Origin of the sequence: Exiguobacterium sp. s59, assembly GCF_018617475.1 — a bacterium.
GTDB lineage: Bacteria > Bacillota > Bacilli > Exiguobacteriales > Exiguobacteriaceae > Exiguobacterium > Exiguobacterium aestuarii.
Genome location: NZ_JACSKG010000005.1, coordinates 253228 through 272590, shown reverse-complemented (window position 1 = coordinate 272590; position 19363 = coordinate 253228). Strand labels below are relative to the sequence as shown.

General features: G+C 48.8%; 19 protein-coding genes. 10 read left to right on the top strand and 9 right to left on the bottom strand.

Annotated features, from left to right (window positions below; genetic code table 11):
• Positions 1-133: 133 nt before the first annotated feature.
• On the top strand, positions 134-2524 hold the full coding sequence (locus KNO91_RS11820; protein ID WP_214818130.1) for a carbohydrate binding domain-containing protein: 2391 nt from the start codon (positions 134-136) through the stop codon (positions 2522-2524).
• A 47-nt stretch (positions 2525-2571) separates the two neighbouring features.
• Here KNO91_RS11820 and mprF read toward each other — a convergent pair whose 3' ends face one another.
• Positions 2572-5064 (bottom strand): bifunctional lysylphosphatidylglycerol flippase/synthetase MprF, encoded by a 2493-nt coding sequence (mprF, locus tag KNO91_RS11815; protein WP_214818129.1) that lies wholly within the window; start codon positions 5062-5064, stop codon positions 2572-2574.
• Between the two features lie 171 nt (positions 5065-5235).
• Here mprF and KNO91_RS11810 point away from each other — a divergent pair, with 171 nt between their 5' ends.
• The 4 genes from KNO91_RS11810 (at position 5236) to KNO91_RS11795 (ending at position 8122) form a co-directional block, all read left to right on the top strand.
• Positions 5236-5784, top strand: coding sequence for a bifunctional transcriptional activator/DNA repair enzyme AdaA (locus KNO91_RS11810; protein WP_214818128.1), 549 nt, complete (start codon positions 5236-5238; stop codon positions 5782-5784).
• Entirely contained in the window at positions 5781-6674 is an 894-nt protein-coding gene (locus KNO91_RS11805) for a DNA-3-methyladenine glycosylase family protein (RefSeq protein ID WP_214818126.1), read from the top strand. Before KNO91_RS11810 ends, KNO91_RS11805 begins: the two co-directional genes overlap by 4 nt.
• Entirely contained in the window at positions 6661-7143 is a 483-nt protein-coding gene (locus tag KNO91_RS11800; RefSeq protein WP_214818124.1) for a methylated-DNA--[protein]-cysteine S-methyltransferase, read from the top strand. Before KNO91_RS11805 ends, KNO91_RS11800 begins: the two co-directional genes overlap by 14 nt.
• A gap of 115 nt (positions 7144-7258) precedes the next feature.
• Complete coding sequence (locus tag KNO91_RS11795) at positions 7259-8122, top strand: DegV family protein (protein ID WP_214818122.1); 864 nt, start codon at positions 7259-7261, stop codon at positions 8120-8122.
• Between the two features lie 26 nt (positions 8123-8148).
• On the opposite strand, the gene KNO91_RS11790 is transcribed toward KNO91_RS11795, so the two are convergent.
• Entirely contained in the window at positions 8149-8691 is a 543-nt protein-coding gene (locus tag KNO91_RS11790; RefSeq protein ID WP_214818120.1) for a histidine phosphatase family protein, read from the bottom strand.
• A gap of 207 nt (positions 8692-8898) precedes the next feature.
• Between KNO91_RS11790 and KNO91_RS11785 the strand changes: the two genes are divergently transcribed.
• Positions 8899-10398: a malate:quinone oxidoreductase gene (locus KNO91_RS11785; RefSeq protein WP_214818117.1), complete on the top strand. Its 1500-nt coding sequence runs from the start codon at positions 8899-8901 to the stop codon at positions 10396-10398.
• Between the two features lie 71 nt (positions 10399-10469).
• Here the strand turns inward: KNO91_RS11785 and KNO91_RS11780 are convergent, their stop codons facing one another.
• The 4 genes from KNO91_RS11780 to adhP all read right to left on the bottom strand — a co-directional run bounded on the left by KNO91_RS11780 (position 10470) and on the right by adhP (position 13703).
• On the bottom strand, positions 10470-11384 hold the full coding sequence (locus KNO91_RS11780; RefSeq protein WP_214818115.1) for a methyl-accepting chemotaxis protein: 915 nt from the start codon (positions 11382-11384) through the stop codon (positions 10470-10472).
• A 113-nt stretch (positions 11385-11497) separates the two neighbouring features.
• The gene (locus KNO91_RS11775; RefSeq protein WP_260569981.1) at positions 11498-12025 is read right to left on the bottom strand and encodes a CarD family transcriptional regulator; all 528 of its coding nucleotides are present in this window, start codon (positions 12023-12025) and stop codon (positions 11498-11500) included.
• A 108-nt stretch (positions 12026-12133) separates the two neighbouring features.
• On the bottom strand, positions 12134-12559 hold the full coding sequence (locus KNO91_RS11770) for a MarR family winged helix-turn-helix transcriptional regulator (protein WP_214818113.1): 426 nt from the start codon (positions 12557-12559) through the stop codon (positions 12134-12136).
• 112 nt (positions 12560-12671) lie between these two features.
• Positions 12672-13703 (bottom strand): alcohol dehydrogenase AdhP, encoded by a 1032-nt coding sequence (gene adhP, locus KNO91_RS11765; RefSeq protein ID WP_214818111.1) that lies wholly within the window; start codon positions 13701-13703, stop codon positions 12672-12674.
• Positions 13704-13897: 194 nt separating this feature from the next.
• Here adhP and KNO91_RS11760 point away from each other — a divergent pair, with 194 nt between their 5' ends.
• The 4 genes from KNO91_RS11760 (at position 13898) to KNO91_RS11745 (ending at position 16985) form a co-directional block, all read left to right on the top strand.
• Positions 13898-14638 (top strand): hypothetical protein, encoded by a 741-nt coding sequence (locus KNO91_RS11760; protein WP_214818108.1) that lies wholly within the window; start codon positions 13898-13900, stop codon positions 14636-14638.
• A 109-nt stretch (positions 14639-14747) separates the two neighbouring features.
• Complete coding sequence (locus KNO91_RS11755; RefSeq protein ID WP_214818105.1) at positions 14748-15494, top strand: methionine ABC transporter ATP-binding protein; 747 nt, start codon at positions 14748-14750, stop codon at positions 15492-15494.
• Positions 15487-16149, top strand: coding sequence for a methionine ABC transporter permease (locus KNO91_RS11750; protein ID WP_214818103.1), 663 nt, complete (start codon positions 15487-15489; stop codon positions 16147-16149). The genes KNO91_RS11755 and KNO91_RS11750 overlap by 8 nt, the downstream gene beginning before the upstream one ends.
• Before the next feature lie 20 nt (positions 16150-16169).
• Positions 16170-16985, top strand: coding sequence for a MetQ/NlpA family ABC transporter substrate-binding protein (locus tag KNO91_RS11745; RefSeq protein WP_214818102.1), 816 nt, complete (start codon positions 16170-16172; stop codon positions 16983-16985).
• Between the two features lie 31 nt (positions 16986-17016).
• On the opposite strand, the gene KNO91_RS11740 is transcribed toward KNO91_RS11745, so the two are convergent.
• The 3 genes from KNO91_RS11740 to KNO91_RS11730 form a co-directional block, all read right to left on the bottom strand.
• On the bottom strand, positions 17017-17853 hold the full coding sequence (locus tag KNO91_RS11740) for an aldo/keto reductase (RefSeq protein WP_214818101.1): 837 nt from the start codon (positions 17851-17853) through the stop codon (positions 17017-17019).
• 78 nt (positions 17854-17931) lie between these two features.
• Positions 17932-18894 carry an HAAS signaling domain-containing protein gene (locus tag KNO91_RS11735; RefSeq protein WP_214818100.1) on the bottom strand — a complete coding sequence of 321 codons (963 nt, stop codon included), beginning with the start codon at positions 18892-18894 and terminating at the stop codon, positions 17932-17934.
• Positions 18881-19228: a PadR family transcriptional regulator gene (locus KNO91_RS11730; protein WP_214790047.1), complete on the bottom strand. Its 348-nt coding sequence runs from the start codon at positions 19226-19228 to the stop codon at positions 18881-18883. The genes KNO91_RS11735 and KNO91_RS11730 overlap by 14 nt, the downstream gene beginning before the upstream one ends.
• Positions 19229-19363: the final 135 nt, after the last annotated feature.

Below are 19363 nucleotides of genomic sequence, written 5' to 3'. Positions count from 1 at the left end.
TTTCACTTCCGAAAAGTGGTTGAAGTTGGAATGGATAAAATTTTATAATGATATTAACGAAAGCGCTTTCGGAAATCGCTTTCAAAAGAACGGCTGATATATAACCATCACTTATCCTGAAGGAGGACACATGATGAAGAAATGGGTTGCACTCGCACTCGGGACAGGTCTTGTCCTGTCATTGCCACAAGAGGTGCCGGCTGAAAAGAGCTCAAAAGCCGATGACGCCAAGTGGAAACTTGTCTGGTCAGATGAGTTTAGTAAGGCGGAAATCGATCATTCGAAATGGAACTTTGAAACGGGGAACTGGATTGTCGACAAAGACGGAAATCCAGTCGCTGCCGGTTGGGGTAACAATGAGAAGCAATTTTATACGGACAAAAACGAAAACGCTTTCGTAAAAGACGGGAAGCTTGTCATTCGTGCGAAAAAAGAGCAAGCATCGGATCAATTCGGCACATATGATTACACATCGGCGAAGTTGACGACAAAGGGGACGTTCAGTAAGACGTATGGTCGTTATGAGATGAGAGCCAAACTTCCGACAGGAAAAGGGCTTTGGCCTGCATTTTGGATGCTTCCAGAAGAAGACCGCTACGGTGGTTGGGCCGCATCTGGTGAAATTGACATCATGGAATCATGGGGCAGTCAGCCAGATAAAGTCGCTGGCACGATTCACTACGGGGAAACATGGCCAAACAACAAATACACGGGGAAAGACTATCACTTCGCAGAGGGTGACGGCATCGACAAGTGGCATACATATGCGGTCGAGTGGGAGCCTGGCGAGATTCGTTGGTATGTAGACGGACAATTGTATCAGACGCAAAACGACTGGTATGCGAAAGAAGCGAACAAGGCTTCAAAATATAGCTATCCTGCTCCATTCGACCAAGATTTCTATTTGATTATGAACTTGGCAGTCGGTGGATGGTTCGATGGGGACGTTGACGAGACGACACCGTTCCCGGCAGAGATGGAAGTCGATTACGTCCGCGTCTTTGACTTGAAGAACGGAAAGTATCGCGATGCTGTCGAACCGACATACTCGGATGAAGAAGTCGTGTTACCAGAAGGGGCGAAACAACCTTTAGAAGACGGGAACCTTGTCTATGATGAAGACTATGCAGAACCGATTACAACAGTGATGAACGGCGCACAGGCCCTCAACCCGACGTATTGGAACTATGTGGCGCTTCCTGACTTTGGTGGTGTCGGCTCAGTCGATGTGATTGATTTGGCAGGGTCACGATTCGCCGACATTTCGATTGATCAGGCGGGAAGCCAGCCGTACTCGCATCAATTGATTCAAAACGTATCGCTCGGACAAGGCGGACACTATAAAGTGACGTTTGACGCCAAGGCGGACGCGGCGCGTTCGATCGCCGTTAAAGTTGGCGGTGGACCGGATCGAGGCTATGCAAAATATTCAGATGAAGGGTCATTCGATTTGACGACAGACGTTCAAACGTACTCGATGACATTTGATATGACCGAAGAGACTGACCTTGCGGCACGTCTTGAGTTCAACGTTGGACTCAGCACGTCTGGTGTCCAAATCGGGAACGTCCTTGTCGAGCAGACACCTCGTGAGGCGTTCGACCCGAATGCGACAAAACCGAAGCTTGGAGACGGAAACCATGTATATAACGGTACGTTCGATCAAGGTGCGATGGATCGCATGACGTATTGGACGTTCGACCCAGGTGTCACGAAAGGGACAGGAACAGTGGATCCAGTAGAGCGTCTCTTCCGTTTCGAAACGAACAAGAAAAAAGGAGCACCGGCAACATTGGTGCAACAAGGAATTCAATTGCAAGAAGGACATGAATACGTTCTCCGCTTCAAAGCACGTGCAGAGCGTGTAGACGGTCTTCAAGTAGGATTGGACGGAGCGAATGGGGATGCTTATCTCCCGCTTCAGCGTGTCGCTCTATCAGAAGCGTTCGATACGTATGAAATTCCGTTCACGATGGAAGCCGGAACGGACCTCATGAGTCAGCTTCAGTTCATTCTCGGTTCTGAAAAAGGTGTGATTGAGATCGATGATGTCGAATTGCGTGATGTCACGCCGGTTTATATCGACCCATCTCCACTTAAAAATGGATCATTCACAGAAGGTCTCACAAACTGGGGCTCCTATGTACACTTTGACGCACAGGCTGCTGTCGAAGCGGTGAATGAGGCGGCACGTATCTCGATTACGCAAGAAGGAAACGAAGCGTGGAGTGTCCTTATGGAACAAGGTGGTCTTGAGTTACAACAAGACCAAACGTACGTCGTTCAATTCGATGCATCTTCTACAGTCGCTCGTTCATTCGAAGTGACGTTAGAGAATGCCGGGTACTATCGCTACTTGAGCGAAGTCGTTTCGGTCACACCGAAAACGAACACGTATACGTTTGAAGTGACGATGCCGGTGACGGATATGACAGGATTGAAGTTCTTGATGGGACGCACAGAAGGGTCACCACTTGGTGCGCATGACATCACAATTGATAACGTGAGTGTGACGTTGAAATAAGATGATACGCAAAACAGGAATTTCTCACGATGAGAAATTCCTGTTTTTTAGCGTTTCCGACTAATCAATCGCGCCGTTCGTAAAATCGACGGCAACAATTTACGACGTTGACGGAATGCGAGATAACGTCCTTCCCAGGACGGTTTGAACTTTTGTTTAAACTGTCTCAGGCCGCTGAACGGATAAATGTAACTGATGTTTTCGAAAATATCGGCGGCGACGCGCTCTGGCCAATGGGAGAATGTCTGCTCGCCGACGGCGGCAAGTGGTGCCACGCCGAGTCCGACATGTTCATAGCCTTCCGCACGTGCCCATTCGATGATATGGAGAATCAGCACTTCGATTGCTCCGGACGGCGCATCATTTTTCGAACGCATCAAATCGATTGAAATGGCTCCATTCCCTCTGAGCAACGAAATGAAGGCGACGACGACACCATCCGCATCTCGTAACAGAGCGATTGGATAACGTGTCAACGTTTCGTAGTCGAAGAAACCGAGAGAGAATCCTTTCTCGTTCCGATTTCCAATCCACTCATCTGAAATCTCTTTTAACTCCTCTAATAACAGGAGGCTTGGCTCACAGACGATCTCGAACGTGATTCCCTTCTTTTCGAATTGATTGTAAAGGGAGCGCATATTCGCACGCTTCTTACCCGACAACGAGAAGGTCGACACGTCAATCGTCGCCTCTTCCCCTAGCTTGAAGAACGTGAAGCCGGCATCATGAAGGCGTGGCATCCAATTCGGTGTGATTTGATAAAATAAAGGAATATATCCAATTCGGTCCGCATCCTCGATGAAACGTGTCAATAACGCAGTCGCGGCCTGTCGTTCCCCTTGAATGTCACCAAGGACGATCGCGTGGTTCCGCGCTGTCGCAAACAAGAGACATGCGTTTCCAGCTTCATTGATATAAAATCGTTTATCTGCCATATGGGCCAAGTCAAAGCTACTCGATGTGTGCTGTGTTGCTTGGAACTGTCTGATGCGATCTTCATCGTATGCTTCTCCGAGCGCCGGGCGTTTCCAACGGTCGAACAGAAGCAGAAGTGCACTTGCCACGAGTGACGTGAAGAGGAGAAGTAACACCGTCAACCAGCCAGCCTGATGGGATGTGAAAAATAAGTCATCGGTGCCGGCGAACGACTGTAGCAACAGGGCGTGTGAGCCGACGTATAGCAGGACATAGAACAAATTTCGAATGAGACGACCAGTCGTTAAAATGGAGCGATATCGGACGTGTCGTTTACGCGTCAACCAGACGAATGTCGCGAAACCGATGACGACGAATGTCTCAAATAAGTTCAAACCACGAGCGATGACGCCGATTGAAGCCCAGATGAATGCCGTGTTGAGTAACCAGAGCGTTCGCTTCGTCCGCACATACATGCCATAGACAGATAGGAACATGAGAAGTCCGGCGCTCAATAAGAACAGCGTCCCGATCCACTCGAACCAACGATTCACTTCATAGAGTGGTGTCACACTCGGGAGAAGTGTCTGGAACCAAATCAACAAACTGCTCATCAAGGCAATGAGGCTACCTGTTAAGCGCCCGATCTTTGCGAGCGTCCGTGAAACGATACGCCAGACGACGGTCCCGATTTCATAAGAGGACCCAATGATTGGCCGATATTCGATTTGTTTGACGACCTGGTCTCCGAACGCGATGGCAGCCAAAAAGAGACCAATCAAAAAAGGAACGACGAAATAGACGAACCGATAGATCATTAAAGATGAGAGAACGATGTCTTGATGAATTCCCAGCTGTGTCATCCCAATCAGATACAGTAAATCGAACGTACCGGCACCCCCCGGGACGAGGGAGACGACACCGACGACCGTGGCGACGATAAAGACTCCAAAGAGTTGCGTGAACGAAGCTGACCCGTCGAGTAACGATAGCGCATAGACGGCGACGAGTCCTGCCGTGACCCACTCAGCAAGTGAAGTCATCGTGTAACCAATCAAGGTGGACCAACCCACGTTTGATCGTCGTGACGTGACGAATAGATAGAACGGGAGCATCGCACTCACCGCGAGTAACACCGGCCAAATCCACGGTTTCGTCCCGACGAGCCCGCCTGCTGGGAAGATACCGAAGAGCACACCGATGGAAAGGATGGAAAGACCACTGATGAGTGTCGGGGTCATCCAACCGATCGCACGGAGCAAGCGTTTTGTGTCCGTATATGGGCGATAGAGAGATGTCCGAAGGGCAATCCCAATCACTCCACCGAATCCGAGCATCCCATTCATTGAGTTCGTGATCCATGCCGTTTGGACGACTTTTCGCTTCGGTAATTGGATGTGTAACGAGCGGAGCAAAAAGTAATCGTATCCGGTCATCGTCAAGACGGCGAATCCACCGAGTAGGATGAGTGTGAACTGTTCCCAACCGGTCAATTGTTTCAGTGTCGTGAAGGCGGTCGCGAGCGAGAGGTCTTTCAACTCTTGTCCGCTCTGGAATAAAATCAATCCGATTAACGCTATAGGGATGAGCCATTTTAATTGTTTCCATGAAAAACGAGTGCGCATGAGGTTTTCTCCTTATCTGTCATATGACTGACAGCGTCTTCTAACTAAATCGTACTATAGGATACGATTGAAATCTGTAAAACGTTTCAAATGAGGGGATTGTAAGCGCAAGAAAAAGGACGAAATATTGTTTTTATCTTTGCTACAGTGAAAGAAGAAAGGGGTGTGGAGATGCTGACATTTGAAGAAAAATGGGCGAAAGTGCTCGCTTGTGACGCGACGTATGATGGATTATTTTATACGGCCGTGAAGACGACGGGAATTTATTGTCGACCATCGTGTCGTTCCCGCAAACCGAAAAAAGAGAATGTCGATTTTTATATGACAAGACAAGAGGTGGAAGCGAACGGGTTTCGACCGTGCAAGCGTTGCCAGCCAGAAGTCGAGCATGCCCCACACCGCGCGCTCGTCAAACAGGTGACGGTATATCTGATGGAACATTACAAGCAACCGATTCGTCTTGAACAGATTGCTGAGCATGTCCAGCTGAGTCCGTTCCATTTGGAGCGAACGTTCACCCAAGCGACAGGAGAAACACCAAGGCAGCTGTTGGAACGACTACGCATCGACAAGGCGGCTTATTTATTGCGAACGACTTCCATGAGCAATTTGACGGTCTGCTATGAGGTCGGGTTTCAAACGCCGTCGAACTTTTACCGAGTCTTTCGCCGAGTGAAAGGTTGTACACCGAATATGTATCGAAAAGGAGGGGACGTATGAACGATTTGCTACTAGACGTTCCGCAACCGTTTGATTTTCATGAATGTCTCGTCTTTTTAAATCGGTCCGAGCAAGAGGTGCTACATGTCACGACGGACGAGGCAATTCAAAAGTTAATGCGGATCGGGGAGCGTCCCATCCTCGTCGAACTTTTAGAAGAGCAAGACCACATTCGCGTGGTGTTCCCGGTCGATGACGTTTCAGATACGGAAAAAGAATGCGTGGAACGTGAGGTACGTGACTGGTTAGACCTTGACCGTGATTTAACACCCTTTGAGGCGATGGGTGCAAAGGATGAATTGTTGGCACCATTAATCGAAGCGCATCGCGGGTTGCGGATGATTGGATTTCCAGATTTGTTCGAGGCACTCACATGGGCCATCATCGGGCAACAAATCACGTTATCCTTCGCCTATACAGTCAAACGTCGATTCGTCGAACGATATGGAGATCAGCGAGTCATCGGAGATCAGGTGTACTGGACGTTCCCGCGTGCAGAACGAATCGCTTTGCTTGAGCCGGAAGCGTTGCGCGAGCTTCAGTTTAGTCGAAGAAAATCCGAGTATGTCATTGATATTGCACGGGAAATAACTAACGGAACGCTATCGAAAGCGTTGCTACAATCACAATCTTCAGCTGACATTCGTCAACGGTTACTTTCCATACGTGGCGTCGGAGCCTGGACGGCAGACTATGTATTGATGAAGTGTTTTCAGGACGCATCAGCCTTTCCCATCGCGGATGTCGGATTGCATCAAGCGATTCAACATCAATTAGGTACGCCTGAAAAGCCGACGATTGAAGAAGTGAAGCGATACGGGGAGCGCTGGCAAGGTTGGGAAGGATATGCGACATTCTATCTGTGGAGGTCATTATATGGAGACGTATAAATTAGACATGAAGACACCGATTGGCGTGATCGAAATCGTTGGGACAGAAACGGTCATTCAATCGATTCTATTCGTCGAACGAGAAGAGGCGCAATCGCCTGAATCAGGTATCCCAAATGTATTGCGACAGTGTAAGGAGGAACTCGCTGCCTATTTTCATGGCGATCGAATGACGTTCACGTTTCCGACTGAACAAACCGGTACAACGTTTCAGCATGACGTATGGAAAGCGTTACAAACGATCCCTTATGCGGAGACGGCTTCCTATCGCGAACTCGCCGAACGCGTAGAACGACCTGCGGCTGTCCGGGCGGTCGGGGCGACGAACGGTCGCAACAAGCTGAGCATTGTTGTTCCATGTCATCGTGTCATCGGGTCGAATGGGAAATTAACGGGGTATGCCGGCGGATTATGGCGAAAAGAATGGCTTTTGCACCACGAGAAACAAGTCGCACATCAAACCCAGTAAAAAAACATTTCCCCCTCCAAATCTGCTACACTAAAGGAGGTCCTATCGTGACGTCGGAATCGACGAAGTTATAGGATGATTCCCGTCACTTATGGAGAAGGTTTTGGAGGAATGTATGATTAAATTACTAGCAGATTCAACGTGTGACTTATCAGATGCAGTGCTTGAACAGTACAACATCGGGGTCGCGCCGTTGATCATTACGATGAACAATATGTCTTACCAGGACCGGGTGGATATCCAGCCGGATGATTTTTACGGAATGTTGGAAGCGCTCCCGGAATTCCCGACGACGGCGATGCCGAGCCCGGCGACGTTCTTGAAGTTGATGGAAGATGCGGTCGCTTCTGGTCACGAAGAGATTTTATGCATCTGTATGTCGAGCGGCACGAGCGGCTCTTATCAGTCAGCCGTGATTGGAAAAGAGTACTTTGAAGAAGCGCATCCTGAATCGACTGTAAAGATTCATGTCGTCGATTCTCGTTCGATGAGTCACGGTAGTGGCTGGTTGTTGCTGAAGAGTGCGCAGATGCGTGAAACGGGTGCGACGTTCGAACAGCTCGTCGATTTCAATGAGACGTATAAGACGAAAGTGAAACACTTCTTGTCCGTGGATGACTTAGACCACTTGATCAAGAGCGGACGTATCTCGAACACGAGTGCTATCATCGGAAAGCTACTCATGGTGAAGCCGATTATGAGCATGAAGGACGGCAAAGGTGCGATTGTTGCGAAGGAACGCGGCACACGTAAAGTGTTGAAGCATTATACGGACGAGTTCGTGAAGCGCGTGAATCCAGACATCACGAATTTCGTGATCATCGGATACACATCAGATCAACGAATTGCCGAAAACTTAAAAGCGAAGATTGAAGCAGAAACAGATTTCACAGGCGAGATCTACCTCATGCAGATGGGAGTCTCGGTCGGGACGCACGTTGGTCTCGGAGCAATCTCGATGTTCTTCGTGGAGAAATAACAAAAGCCGTCTCATGTCGAGACGGCTTATTTATGTGGCCAAATATGCTCGATGACGGGTGTACTGTCGTTGAAATCGAGGCGATAGACGTCTGGGTTACGCATCGTACGCCATGTTTCAAAGTCATAGTGTGGGTCAAGCCTTTGTAACAGGAGCGCAAGCAGATTACCGTGTGTCACGAGTAATGTCGCGGCATGTTGAGACTGGACACGCTCGATTACTTGTATGATTCGATGAGTCGCTTCCTCACTAGATTCAGCACCAGGCAGCTTGAACGTCGGGTCGATGAACGACTGACGTAGCGGTGCCAGCCAGTCTTCGAGCGGTTCATGAGTCAGAATCCGTTCTCGTAACAACGGTTCACGTTCGATTGAGAGCTGATGCGCATCGGCGAGTGGCGTTACCGAAGCGACCGCTCGCGTGTAATCGCTGGAGATGATTCGGTCAATTGGAACCTCACGAAAGAAGTCACGGAGCAGGAGTGCTTGCTCGTGTCCCGCTTCCGTCAGAGATGCAGCGGGTTCTTGACCGGTTGCGGAGCAGTGGCGAATCAGATAGAGCGTAGGCATGGTGGGTTCTCCTTTGCTGTGTAAAAAATCATTGTATCTTATGTTATGAACAAACCTGCAAGTTTCAATATAAAAAATTGTACATAACCCTTATCATTCATCACAAAAGAGTTATAATCGGTATAACGATTATAAAATATACGATTGAAGAATGGGGATTCTCCGGTTGTATAACAAAAAAATTCAGGGGATAAGGATGGGGTTTTCATGAGCAGTACGCAAACGAGAACAGACGTCATTTTGATTGGGGCAGGCATCATGAGCGCGACGCTCGGTTCACTCTTTAAAGAGCTCGTACCAGAGTGGAACATCAAAGTGTTCGAAAAACTCGATGCAGCAGGGGAAGAAAGTTCAAACGAATGGAATAACGCAGGTACGGGTCATGCCGCACTGTGCGAATTAAACTATACAACGGAGAACGCGGATGGGACAATCGACATTTCCAAAGCGGTCAACGTCAACGAACAGTTCCAAATCTCGCGTCAATTTTGGGCGCATCTCGTTAAACAAGGATTGATTGAAAATCCAGGTGCCTTCATTCGCTCGATTCCACATATGAGTATGGTCCAAGGGGAGAAGAATGTCGACTTCTTGAAACGCCGTTTGGAAGCGCTCACAACGAATCCGCTGTTTGAAGGCATGATCTTGTCGGACGATCCGAGTCAGTTACGGGAATGGTTCCCGCTCATCATGGACGGACGGACATCGGACGAACCGATTGCCGCGACGAAGATTGATTCGGGGACGGATGTGAACTTTGGTGCGTTGACACGTATGTTGTTTGACCATCTCACATCGAACGGGGTCGAGGTCAACTACGGCCATAGCGTCGAGGACGTCAAGCGTCTCAACAACGGTCTTTGGGAAGTGAAAGTGAAAGACTTGTCTGCGAACAAAATTGAGACGCATACGGCACCATTCCTCTTCATCGGAGGAGGAGGAGGAAGTTTGCCACTCTTACAGAAAACAGGAATCCCGGAGTCGAAACAAATCGGTGGGTTCCCGGTCAGTGGGCTCTTCCTCGTCTGTAAAAATCGTGAGGTCATCGAGCAACATCATGCGAAAGTCTACGGGAAGGCGAAAGTTGGGGCACCACCGATGTCGGTACCGCACCTCGATACGCGCTTTATCGATGGACGAAAAGAGTTGTTGTTTGGACCGTTCGCCGGCTTTACACCGAAATTCTTGAAAACAGGTTCGAATTTAGATTTGATTCGTTCAGTCAAACCGAACAACGTCATCACGATGCTTGCGGCAGGGGCAAAAGAGATGCCACTCACGAAATACTTGATCGAGCAGGTACTCTTGTCACACGACAAGCGCATGGATGAACTTCGTGAATTCATTCCGAATGCTAAGAATGAAGATTGGGAGATTGTCGTGGCCGGACAACGGGTTCAGGTCATTAAAGATACACCGCAAGGCAAAGGGACGCTTCAATTCGGTACAGAAGTCGTCAGCGCGGAAGATGGATCGGTCGCGGCACTTCTCGGTGCTTCTCCAGGTGCATCGACTGCCGTTCACGTCATGTTGAAAGTACTCGAACAGTGCTTCCCGCAACAGTTACCGGAATGGGAAGAGAAAATCAAAGAGATGGTTCCGTCTTATGGCTTGAAGCTTTCGGAACATCCTGACCTATTCAAGACGATTCATGAATCGACAGCGGTCACACTCGGTTTAGAAGAAAAAGATATGGTCCACAACTGAAGAGGATGAGGCGAGTATACAATCGTATGCTCGCTTTTTTGAATAGAAAAAAGCGACCATTATTCGGTCGCTTACACCATTTTAAGAAACGTCTTCGCCTGTTGTTCGAGCGTGGCGGCTGAATCGGCTAATTTTTCGAATTCCCGCACCGTCTGCTCGAGTTGTCCGGAGCTGTCTTGGACTTTATGAGAGATGCGCCCAATGCTCGTCGACACGTCATCGATGCGTTTGACGATTCCTTCGATGTTGGTATTCACTTCCGTAATGGAGAGGGATACTTTATTCGACAGGTTGCGTACTTCCGTCGCGACGACATTGAACCCCCGTCCATGTTCACCTGCGCGTGCCGCCTCGATGGCTGCATTGAGAGCGAGCAGGTTGGTTTGAGCAGCAATTTCGCGAATCGTCCGGACGATGTCTGTAATCGTCTTTGCCTCTTGTTGGAGTGCAAGCAAGTGCTCTCGGTTTTGAATCGATTCGGCTTCGATTTGTTTAACGTTCTCTAGCACATGTTCCCCGTCCTGCTTTCCTAGCTTAGACTGAGCGGATAAATACTCCGATGTTTCTTGAAGGTCATTTGCCATGTGGAGGACATCCTGTTGACGAGACGTGATATCGGCCGCAATCTTAGATACACCGATGACACGCTGGTTCGTGTCATCGAAAATCGGCATATAAGTCGCCTCTAGCCAAATACTATGGCCATCGGCGGCACGTCGTTCGATTTTGTCGTGATAGCTTAACCCTTGCATCAGTTTCCGCCAAAACAGTTCGTACTGGGGACTGTTCGCAAACTCAGGCAAGCAAAGATCGCGATGGGGGCGTCCTATCAGTTCATTGACTTCGTAGCCCATCGTTCTTGCGAAAATCTCATTGACGTAGGCGACGCGGCGATTTTCATCAAAACGAATGATGGCTAAATTATTTTCGATGGCCCGGACAACATGCGTATCGGTGACATGGGTCGTACTAGAGTGCAGTTGCATCCTAACATCCTCCCTATATCATTTGAGTTATTTTTATTAGGATACCCCATAATTGTAAAAATAAGTATATTATTGTGACAGAACAAAAAAAGACCGCTTCCGCGGGGAAGGGGTCAAGGTGTGAGTGTCGCCATGCTTTCATGTAAGTATTCAGATATGTTGCGCTCAATGTCGCTTTCTGAACGATTGAGAGCAAGTGAGATTTCTTTCACCAAAATGGTTTTGGCATTTTCTAGAATCTTACGATCTTGTTCGTATAGCTTCTTATTGGCGTGGAGCGCTTCGATGTGTCGACGGCTCAGTGTATTGACAACTTGAGCGATGTCGTGACGATTTCCTGAATGGACGACATTTAAAAATTCCCGATTCCGGTTGTTCGAATGTGGATTCCATTCAACGCCAGGCGAACGGAACGACTCTAAAATTTCTAATGCTTCGTCTGCTTCGAGCAACGTCAACATCATCACATTGTCATTATCGACCGGAATACTGATCTGTAATTTCTGTGAGTTGTTGATCGGGTGAAGCGTATAGTACGATTTCGTTTCTCCTGCGACCGTTTTGTCCGAAATGTCGTCGATCCGACATACGCCATGGGTCGAGTAGATGATTAAGTCTCCAGCTTTAAACAAGTCGATCACCTCTTCCTTATCTATAAGCATAGTCATTCAGAAGGTGAAATGTCAACTAGGTTGACGTTTAGTGAAATGTATGCATATAAAAATCGCGGCGAGTTTAACCCGACGCGATTATAGTTTCCAGTCCATCCGTAGAATGGTTTTCAGTTGATCGAACGCCTCTTGTCCGATGCCTTCTTGAATCCGTTGCTCGAGTTGCGCTTTGAGCGTCTCGTTCTGTTCATAACAAGTATGGCCGAGTGGGGTCAACTCGATACATTTGTCCTTTCGATTTTGCGGATGGTCCGTCACAAGAACGAGCGCTTTTCCTTCCAAGTTCTTAATCAGTTTATGAATCGCTTGCCGAGAGATGTGGATACTTCGCGTGACCTCGGCGATGGTCGTTTTTGATTGATAAAGTGTAGAGAGAATGTACCATTCCGAGTTTGAGATGTGGATGTCACTCTGCTCATTCCAGGATTGTTCACTCATGCGTCGAACTTGATCGTTTCGTTCTGTGAGTAAATCAAGTAGACGGGTTGACGTTGATGGAGTCAAATCAAGTCACTCCTCTTTCGTTTCCAGGTTTTTAGACGTTCCTAACTATACAAAAGCAACTATACCCCGTCAACGTCAATCTAGAACAAAACGAGGCACGTGGCCTCGTTTTTTACTGACAGTCTTTATTTTTGAAATCGATGACCATCCGCCCTTGAATTTTCCCTTGCTCCATTTCTTCGAACACGTCTTGAACCTCGTGAAGGCAGCGTTTATGGACGACTGGGACGACGAGTCCCTCGGCCCCGAATTGGAAAGCCTCCTCTAAATCTTTTCGTGTCCCAACAAGCGAGCCGACGACTTCGATTCCATCAAGAACGAGACGAGGGATGTTCAAGTCCATCGTTTCGGAAGGAAGACCAACCGCGACCACTTTCCCGCAAGCACGTACCGCGTTGACGGCTGAGTTGAAGGCGACTTTTGAGACAGCTGTGACGACCGCGGCGTGTGCTCCACCAAACTTCTCTTGAACAATGTCGGACGCATCTCCCTCGGTCGATGGATTGATGGTTAGATCGGCACCACTCTCTTTGGCGAGTTCAAGCTTATCATCGTTCAAATCGACGGCGATGACGTGCGCGTTGAAGACATGTTTCGCATATTGAATGGCCAAGTTCCCGAGACCACCACATCCGTAGATGACGACTGTCTCTCCAGGCTTCACGTCTGCCACTTTGATCGCCTTATACGTCGTGACACCGGCACACGTGATGCTCGATGCTTGTGCAGGATCCAAGCCCTCCGGCACTTTGACGGCATAATCGGCTACGACGATACTTTGTTCGGCCATGCCTCCGTCCACACTATAGCCGGCATTTTGAACGTTTCGGCAGAACGTCTCGCGTCCCGTCGTACAATATTCACAGCGACCACATGCATGATACATCCATGCGATGCTGACACGGTCCCCGACTTTTAGGCTCGTGACATCGTCCGCGATTTGAGACACAATCCCGATCCCTTCATGACCGAGCACGCGTCCTTGCACATCCCCGAAGTCACCAGCCGCGACGTGAAGGTCCGTGTGACACACGCCACAGTACTCGACATCGACAAGCGCCTCACCCGCCTGTAATGGACGAATTTCCTTTTCAACGACTTCGATGTTGGCTTTGCTTGTTGAATTGACAACGACTGCTTTCATGTTTGAACACACTCCTTGTGAGAATTTAGCGATTCTGCCGAAACAGCACTCTGAATCACACCGTCAGAATATCACAAAAAATGGAATGAAAGCGCTTTATTTTTGTATAGCATGTGTCTACGAGATGAACTTTTGTCACATGAAGATTTAGGGAAATAGAAATGGAAGAAGCAAATGAAAGGAGTCACATTTATATGACGCGAACAGAGTTATTCCACACATATAAATCGAAAATTTTGCAGTTATCTGATTTGGAGGAAGAGACGTTAAAAAGTGAAGCATTTTTGTTAGACCGTGATGAAAAGAAACAACTCGACATCTATTACGCACCGTTCGAATACATCAACCCGGATGCGAAAGTCGTCATCGCGGGTATCACGCCAGGCTTGTATCAGATGCGTCAGTCGTTCGAGGCGATTCGCGACTTGAAGGATGCGACAGACGAAGAGGCGCTTCGAGCCGTCAAACAACGTGGCAGTTTTTCCGGTCCAATTCGAAAGAACTTGGTGACGATGCTGGATGATTTAGATTTGCATCGTCATTTAGGAATCGAGTCCTCCCTTGATTTGTTCGGATCAGCGAACCATCTCGTACAAAATACGGCGGTACTTCCTTATCCGGTCTTTTATAAAGGGAAGAACTATAACGGGTCGAGCCCGGATATGATTCGAACGGACCTGTTTCGACCGTATGTGGAAGGAACCTTCGCTGAAGAGATGGCACATCTTCAAGACGCACTTATTTTACCGATGGGCGTAAATGTGAGGCGAGCCGTGGAATTGTTGGTAGAGCGCGGTCTCTTGAATCAGGATCGCGTTGTGAGCGGGTTCCCACACCCCTCTGGTGGAAATGGTCATCGTCATCGCATCTTCGCCGAAAATCGAGATGCCATGAAACGACACATCGCCGAACATTTCAAGCGACATCCACTCTGAACCGCAGTGCGGTTCTTTTCATGTGAGCACATGACCTGACAGCGACTCTTTACTTCGCTAAAATGGTAAACGGTTGACTCACTCACGAGATGTAGAAAGGATGTCCGCCATGATCACATTGTCGTCCGTCCATAAGCGTTATGGACAAGAGATGGCCGTTCGCGATGTATCGCTTCACATTCGAAAAGGTGAGATTTATGGCATCATCGGCGCAAGTGGTGCCGGCAAGTCAACGCTTCTTCGATTGATGAATGTATTAGAACGACCCGATAGTGGAAGTGTCACAGTCGATGGCGACCAGTTGACCGAACTCTCCAATCGGGAACTACGCAAGAAGCGACATCGGATCGGTATGATTTTTCAACAATTTAATCTTGTCGCCAACAAGACCGTTTTTGATAACGTCCTCGACTCATTGAAGCTCGCGAAACGACCGAAGGCGTCATGGGAGGCACGTGTGATGGAATGTCTCCGGTTTGTCGGACTTGAAGCGTATCGAGATAAATATCCTGCGCAATTAAGTGGGGGACAGAAGCAACGTGTCGCCATCGCTCGGGCACTCGCAAGTGAGCCGAATGTCCTTCTCTGCGATGAACCGACGTCCTCCCTCGACCCGAATACGACGGCAGAAGTGCTTCGCGTCTTGCAATCGGTCAACGAACAACTCGGTGTCACCATCGTCCTCGTCACGCACGAGATGGATGTCATTCGTCAAATCTGTCATCGTGTCACCGTCATGGCAGACGGAGCCGTTCATGAGACGATTGAACAGGAACCGACAGGCGTAGTTGCCATCGATCAGAATCCAAGTTGGTTCGTCGAACAGCTACGGAAGGAGGGCGAACCGGATGCCTGAGATCTTGTTACGCTATCAGTCTGAAATTTGGCAGTCCATCGCTGAGACGTTCATGATGGTCGGGGTATCCATCCTCGCCGCCATCTTGGTCGGACTGCCATTAGGTACGTGGCTTTACCTCTCACGTAAAGGACAGCTGTTAGAGAACCAAATCGTCTTCTCCGTCCTCAACTTGGTTGTGAATATCGTCCGGTCATTCCCGTTCTTGTTACTCGTCGTGTTTTTGATTCCATTTACACGGCTGATCATCGGGACGGCCATCGGTACAGCGGCAGCGACCGTACCGCTCTCCATCATTGCCATCGCGCATTATGCGCGCCTCGTCGAACAGTCATTGATTGATGTTCCGCGCGGTGTCGTTGAAGCGGCGCTCTCGATGGGGGCATCGGTGAAAGACATCATCTTCAAGTTTCTTTACGTCGAAGCCAGATCCGGTCTCGTCCTCGGATTGACGACATCCATCATCAGCTTTATCTCGTACTCGACAATCATGGGGGTCGTCGGGGGCGGTGGCATCGGTGACTTTGCCATCCGTTACGGGTATCAGCAATTTCAGACAGAACTCATGCTCTATATGATTCTCATCATGCTCGTCTTCGTGCAGTTGATCCAATTCACGGGCACGACCGTGGCACGAATCATCGACAAACGCTAAACAGAAAGTAGGAAATGAATATGAAAAAATTGATGGCGCTTTTTGCCTCACTCACACTCGTCCTCGCAGCATGCGGGAACGATACAGAAACACAAACGGAGCAATCGAACGAACCACAGACATTAAAAGTCGCATCACTCATCCCACCGATGACAGATATGCTTGAAATCGCAAAAGAACAGCTCGCAGAAGAAAACATCGAACTCGAAATCGTTGTCCTCGGAGACAATGTCCAACCGAACTCGGCACTTGCGGCGAAAGAAGTCGATGCGAACTTCTTCCAACACGTTCCGTACATGGAAGAGTTCAATCGTAGCAACGATGCGAATCTCGTTCCGATCGAACCAATTTACTTCGCGAACTACGGTGTATACGCGAAAAACTACGACAACATGGAAGACATCCCGGAAGGCGCGACAATCGCTATCGCTAACGACGTATCGAACATTGACCGTTCGCTCTCGCTTCTCGCACAGCATGACGTGATCGAGCTCGGGAAGAAAGAAGGCACGTACTACACACAAGCGGATATCACATCGAATCCGAAAAACTACAAGTTTGAAGAGGTCGACCTCTTGATGCTCGCTCGTGCGTACGATGATGTCGACGCCGTCTTGATGACACCAGCTTACGCGGCACCGCTCGATTTGACGCCGAAGAGTGACGCACTTCTAACAGAAGGTGTCGAGAACGACTTCGCGATCACGCTCGTCGCACGTGAGGACAACCAGGACGACGAAGCCATCCAAAAACTCGGTGAGGCGCTCACGAGTGACGAAGTCCGTGCATTCTTAGAAGAAAACTATGCAGAAACAGCGATTCCAGCGTTTGAATAAAAAAGATTGAGCCTCGTCGGCTCAATCTTTTTTAGTATTCTTCGTATTCTCGCGGGTCCTGGTCATCGATGCGACCATCCGGTTTCGTCAACGAATTGAGTGTCTCCATCTCTTCCTCGGACAATTCGAAGTTGAAGACGTCGAGATTCTCTTTTTGGTGCAACTCGCTAGACGAGCGGGCGAGCGGGATGACACCAAGTTGCACGTGCCAACGCAAGATGACTTGAGACACGCTCTTTCCTTTTTGTTTCGCGAGCTCTGTGATCTTCTCGTCATGGATGACCGTGCGGGCGCGACTGAGCGGGCTCCACGCTTCTGTGATGATGCCGCGTTCTTTATCGGCTTTCCGCTGTTCGACTTGCGAGAAGTACGGGTGTAACTCGATTTGGTTAATGACCGGTTTTTCTCCCGTTTCTTCAATCAAGCGGTCAAGGTGCTCCGGCATGAAGTTCGATACCCCGATAGAGCGGATCCATCCGTTTTTCTTCGCTTGAATCAAGGCACGCCATGCCTCGACGTACTTGTCTTGTTTCGGGTTTGGCCAATGCAAGAGGAACAAATCCCAATAATCGAGGTTTGCTCGATACAGAGACTCTCGAATCATCTCGAGCGCCTGGTCGTAGTCATAATATTGCGCGCGCAGTTTCGATGTTAAGAAAAGCTGCTCACGCGGGATGCCGGATTGGCGAACCGCTTCACCGACCGCGCCTTCATTATCGTAGCGAATCGCCGAATCGATGAGTCGATATCCGTTCCGGATGGCGCATGTGATGGCGTCGACCCCTGCTTCACCTTTCAAATAAACCGTCCCGAGTCCGATGGCCGGAATCTCATAACCGTCATGTAACTTGATTGTTGGAATACCCATCAAATGCCTCCCCATTCAAAATCCGTTCTCTTCTCCGCTATTCCACTTTCATCGGAAATGAAACGTTTGAATGTGAGGTCAACGTCGAAACGCTTTGATCAAACCTTCTGCCAAATCGAGGATACACACGATGATGATGGTGAGTAAGACACCCCAGACGCCCCAACGACTGATTGTTTCGAGGTCGACGTTGATTTGCTCAGCAATCAACGAGAGGGCATTAGAAGAAATTAAATCAGGTTGCAGTAAAATGAGCGCCGTGACGACAATCCATACGATATTGAAGAGCGCGTTCCACAAGGCGAGCGGCTTTGTCCAATGTCGAACGATCCATTTGTAAATGGCAATGGCGATGCCAAAGGCGGCCAAGGCGATGACAAACGGGAAGAATTGATCCAATACCGACGCATTGAGTAGCGGATAGGATCCACTATCCGTGACGACACGAATCAACTTTTCGGCGTTGACGTATAATACGACCATCAAAACGGTGGCGACAACATCAAACAGGATCGAACCAAAAGAGATTGAGGTCGAACGGGGTTTCACTTTCTTGAGTTGCTCAGGTTTCCAACTAGAGAAGGGGACTTCGCCCTCAGGTACGGCGCGTTCGATGATGAAGAATGTGAGGGTGATCCAAAATAGCGTCTGGACAACGACGTTGAAGATGGCGGCTACGATTTGAAGGAATGCTTGAATCAAGAATTGACTCCAAGACGTATCATCAATTGGGTTGGTCAAATAACCGATAATCGAGAGAATCGTGATGACCGTGACGGCAATCGGTAAAACGATCTTGATGATGTTCACATACTGTGTGAAGAGGGCGGGGCCGATGAGATAGAGCGGTCGGTTCGCATAGCGAGCAGCGAGAACATGAGGGTCGCCGAGCTGGCGCAACGCTTCAAATAAAGCCGTTTCAGACGGGTCATTTCCGGTCATGTCATCGATGGTCGACTCCAATTCCAGTGCGACGTCTTGACGCATCGACTCTGGTATTCGAGAGGTGACTTCATCGATATACACATCACGAAGATTCATGATCATTTCCTCCTTCGATTAAACGGGTTAACGTCTTCGACATGTTCATCCATTCCACATACAACTCATTCAAAATATCCATTCCGTCCCTACTGAGCACATAGTACTTGCGTGGTCGACTCTCCGTCGTATCCCAGGAACTCGTGACGAGTCCTTGCTTTTCAAGTCGACGCAAGAGCGGATAGAGCGTACTCTGATCGATGTTGATCTCGGCATCAAGTAACGCCTGGACGAGCGAGTAGCCATACTGTGGCGTCTTCAACTGACTGAGCACTGCAATCGTCAACGTGCCGCGCCGCAATTCTGTCACTAACGAGGCTTTTACATCGGACATTTCTTCGCCTCCTTCATTCGTTCTTCTTTATACTGTATATCATACACTATAAGTTATCATACATCAATGTAGTCAATCATATGAAAAAGAAGTTGAGTCATTTCCTGATTTTAGGATAATAAAGAAGAGGTGATA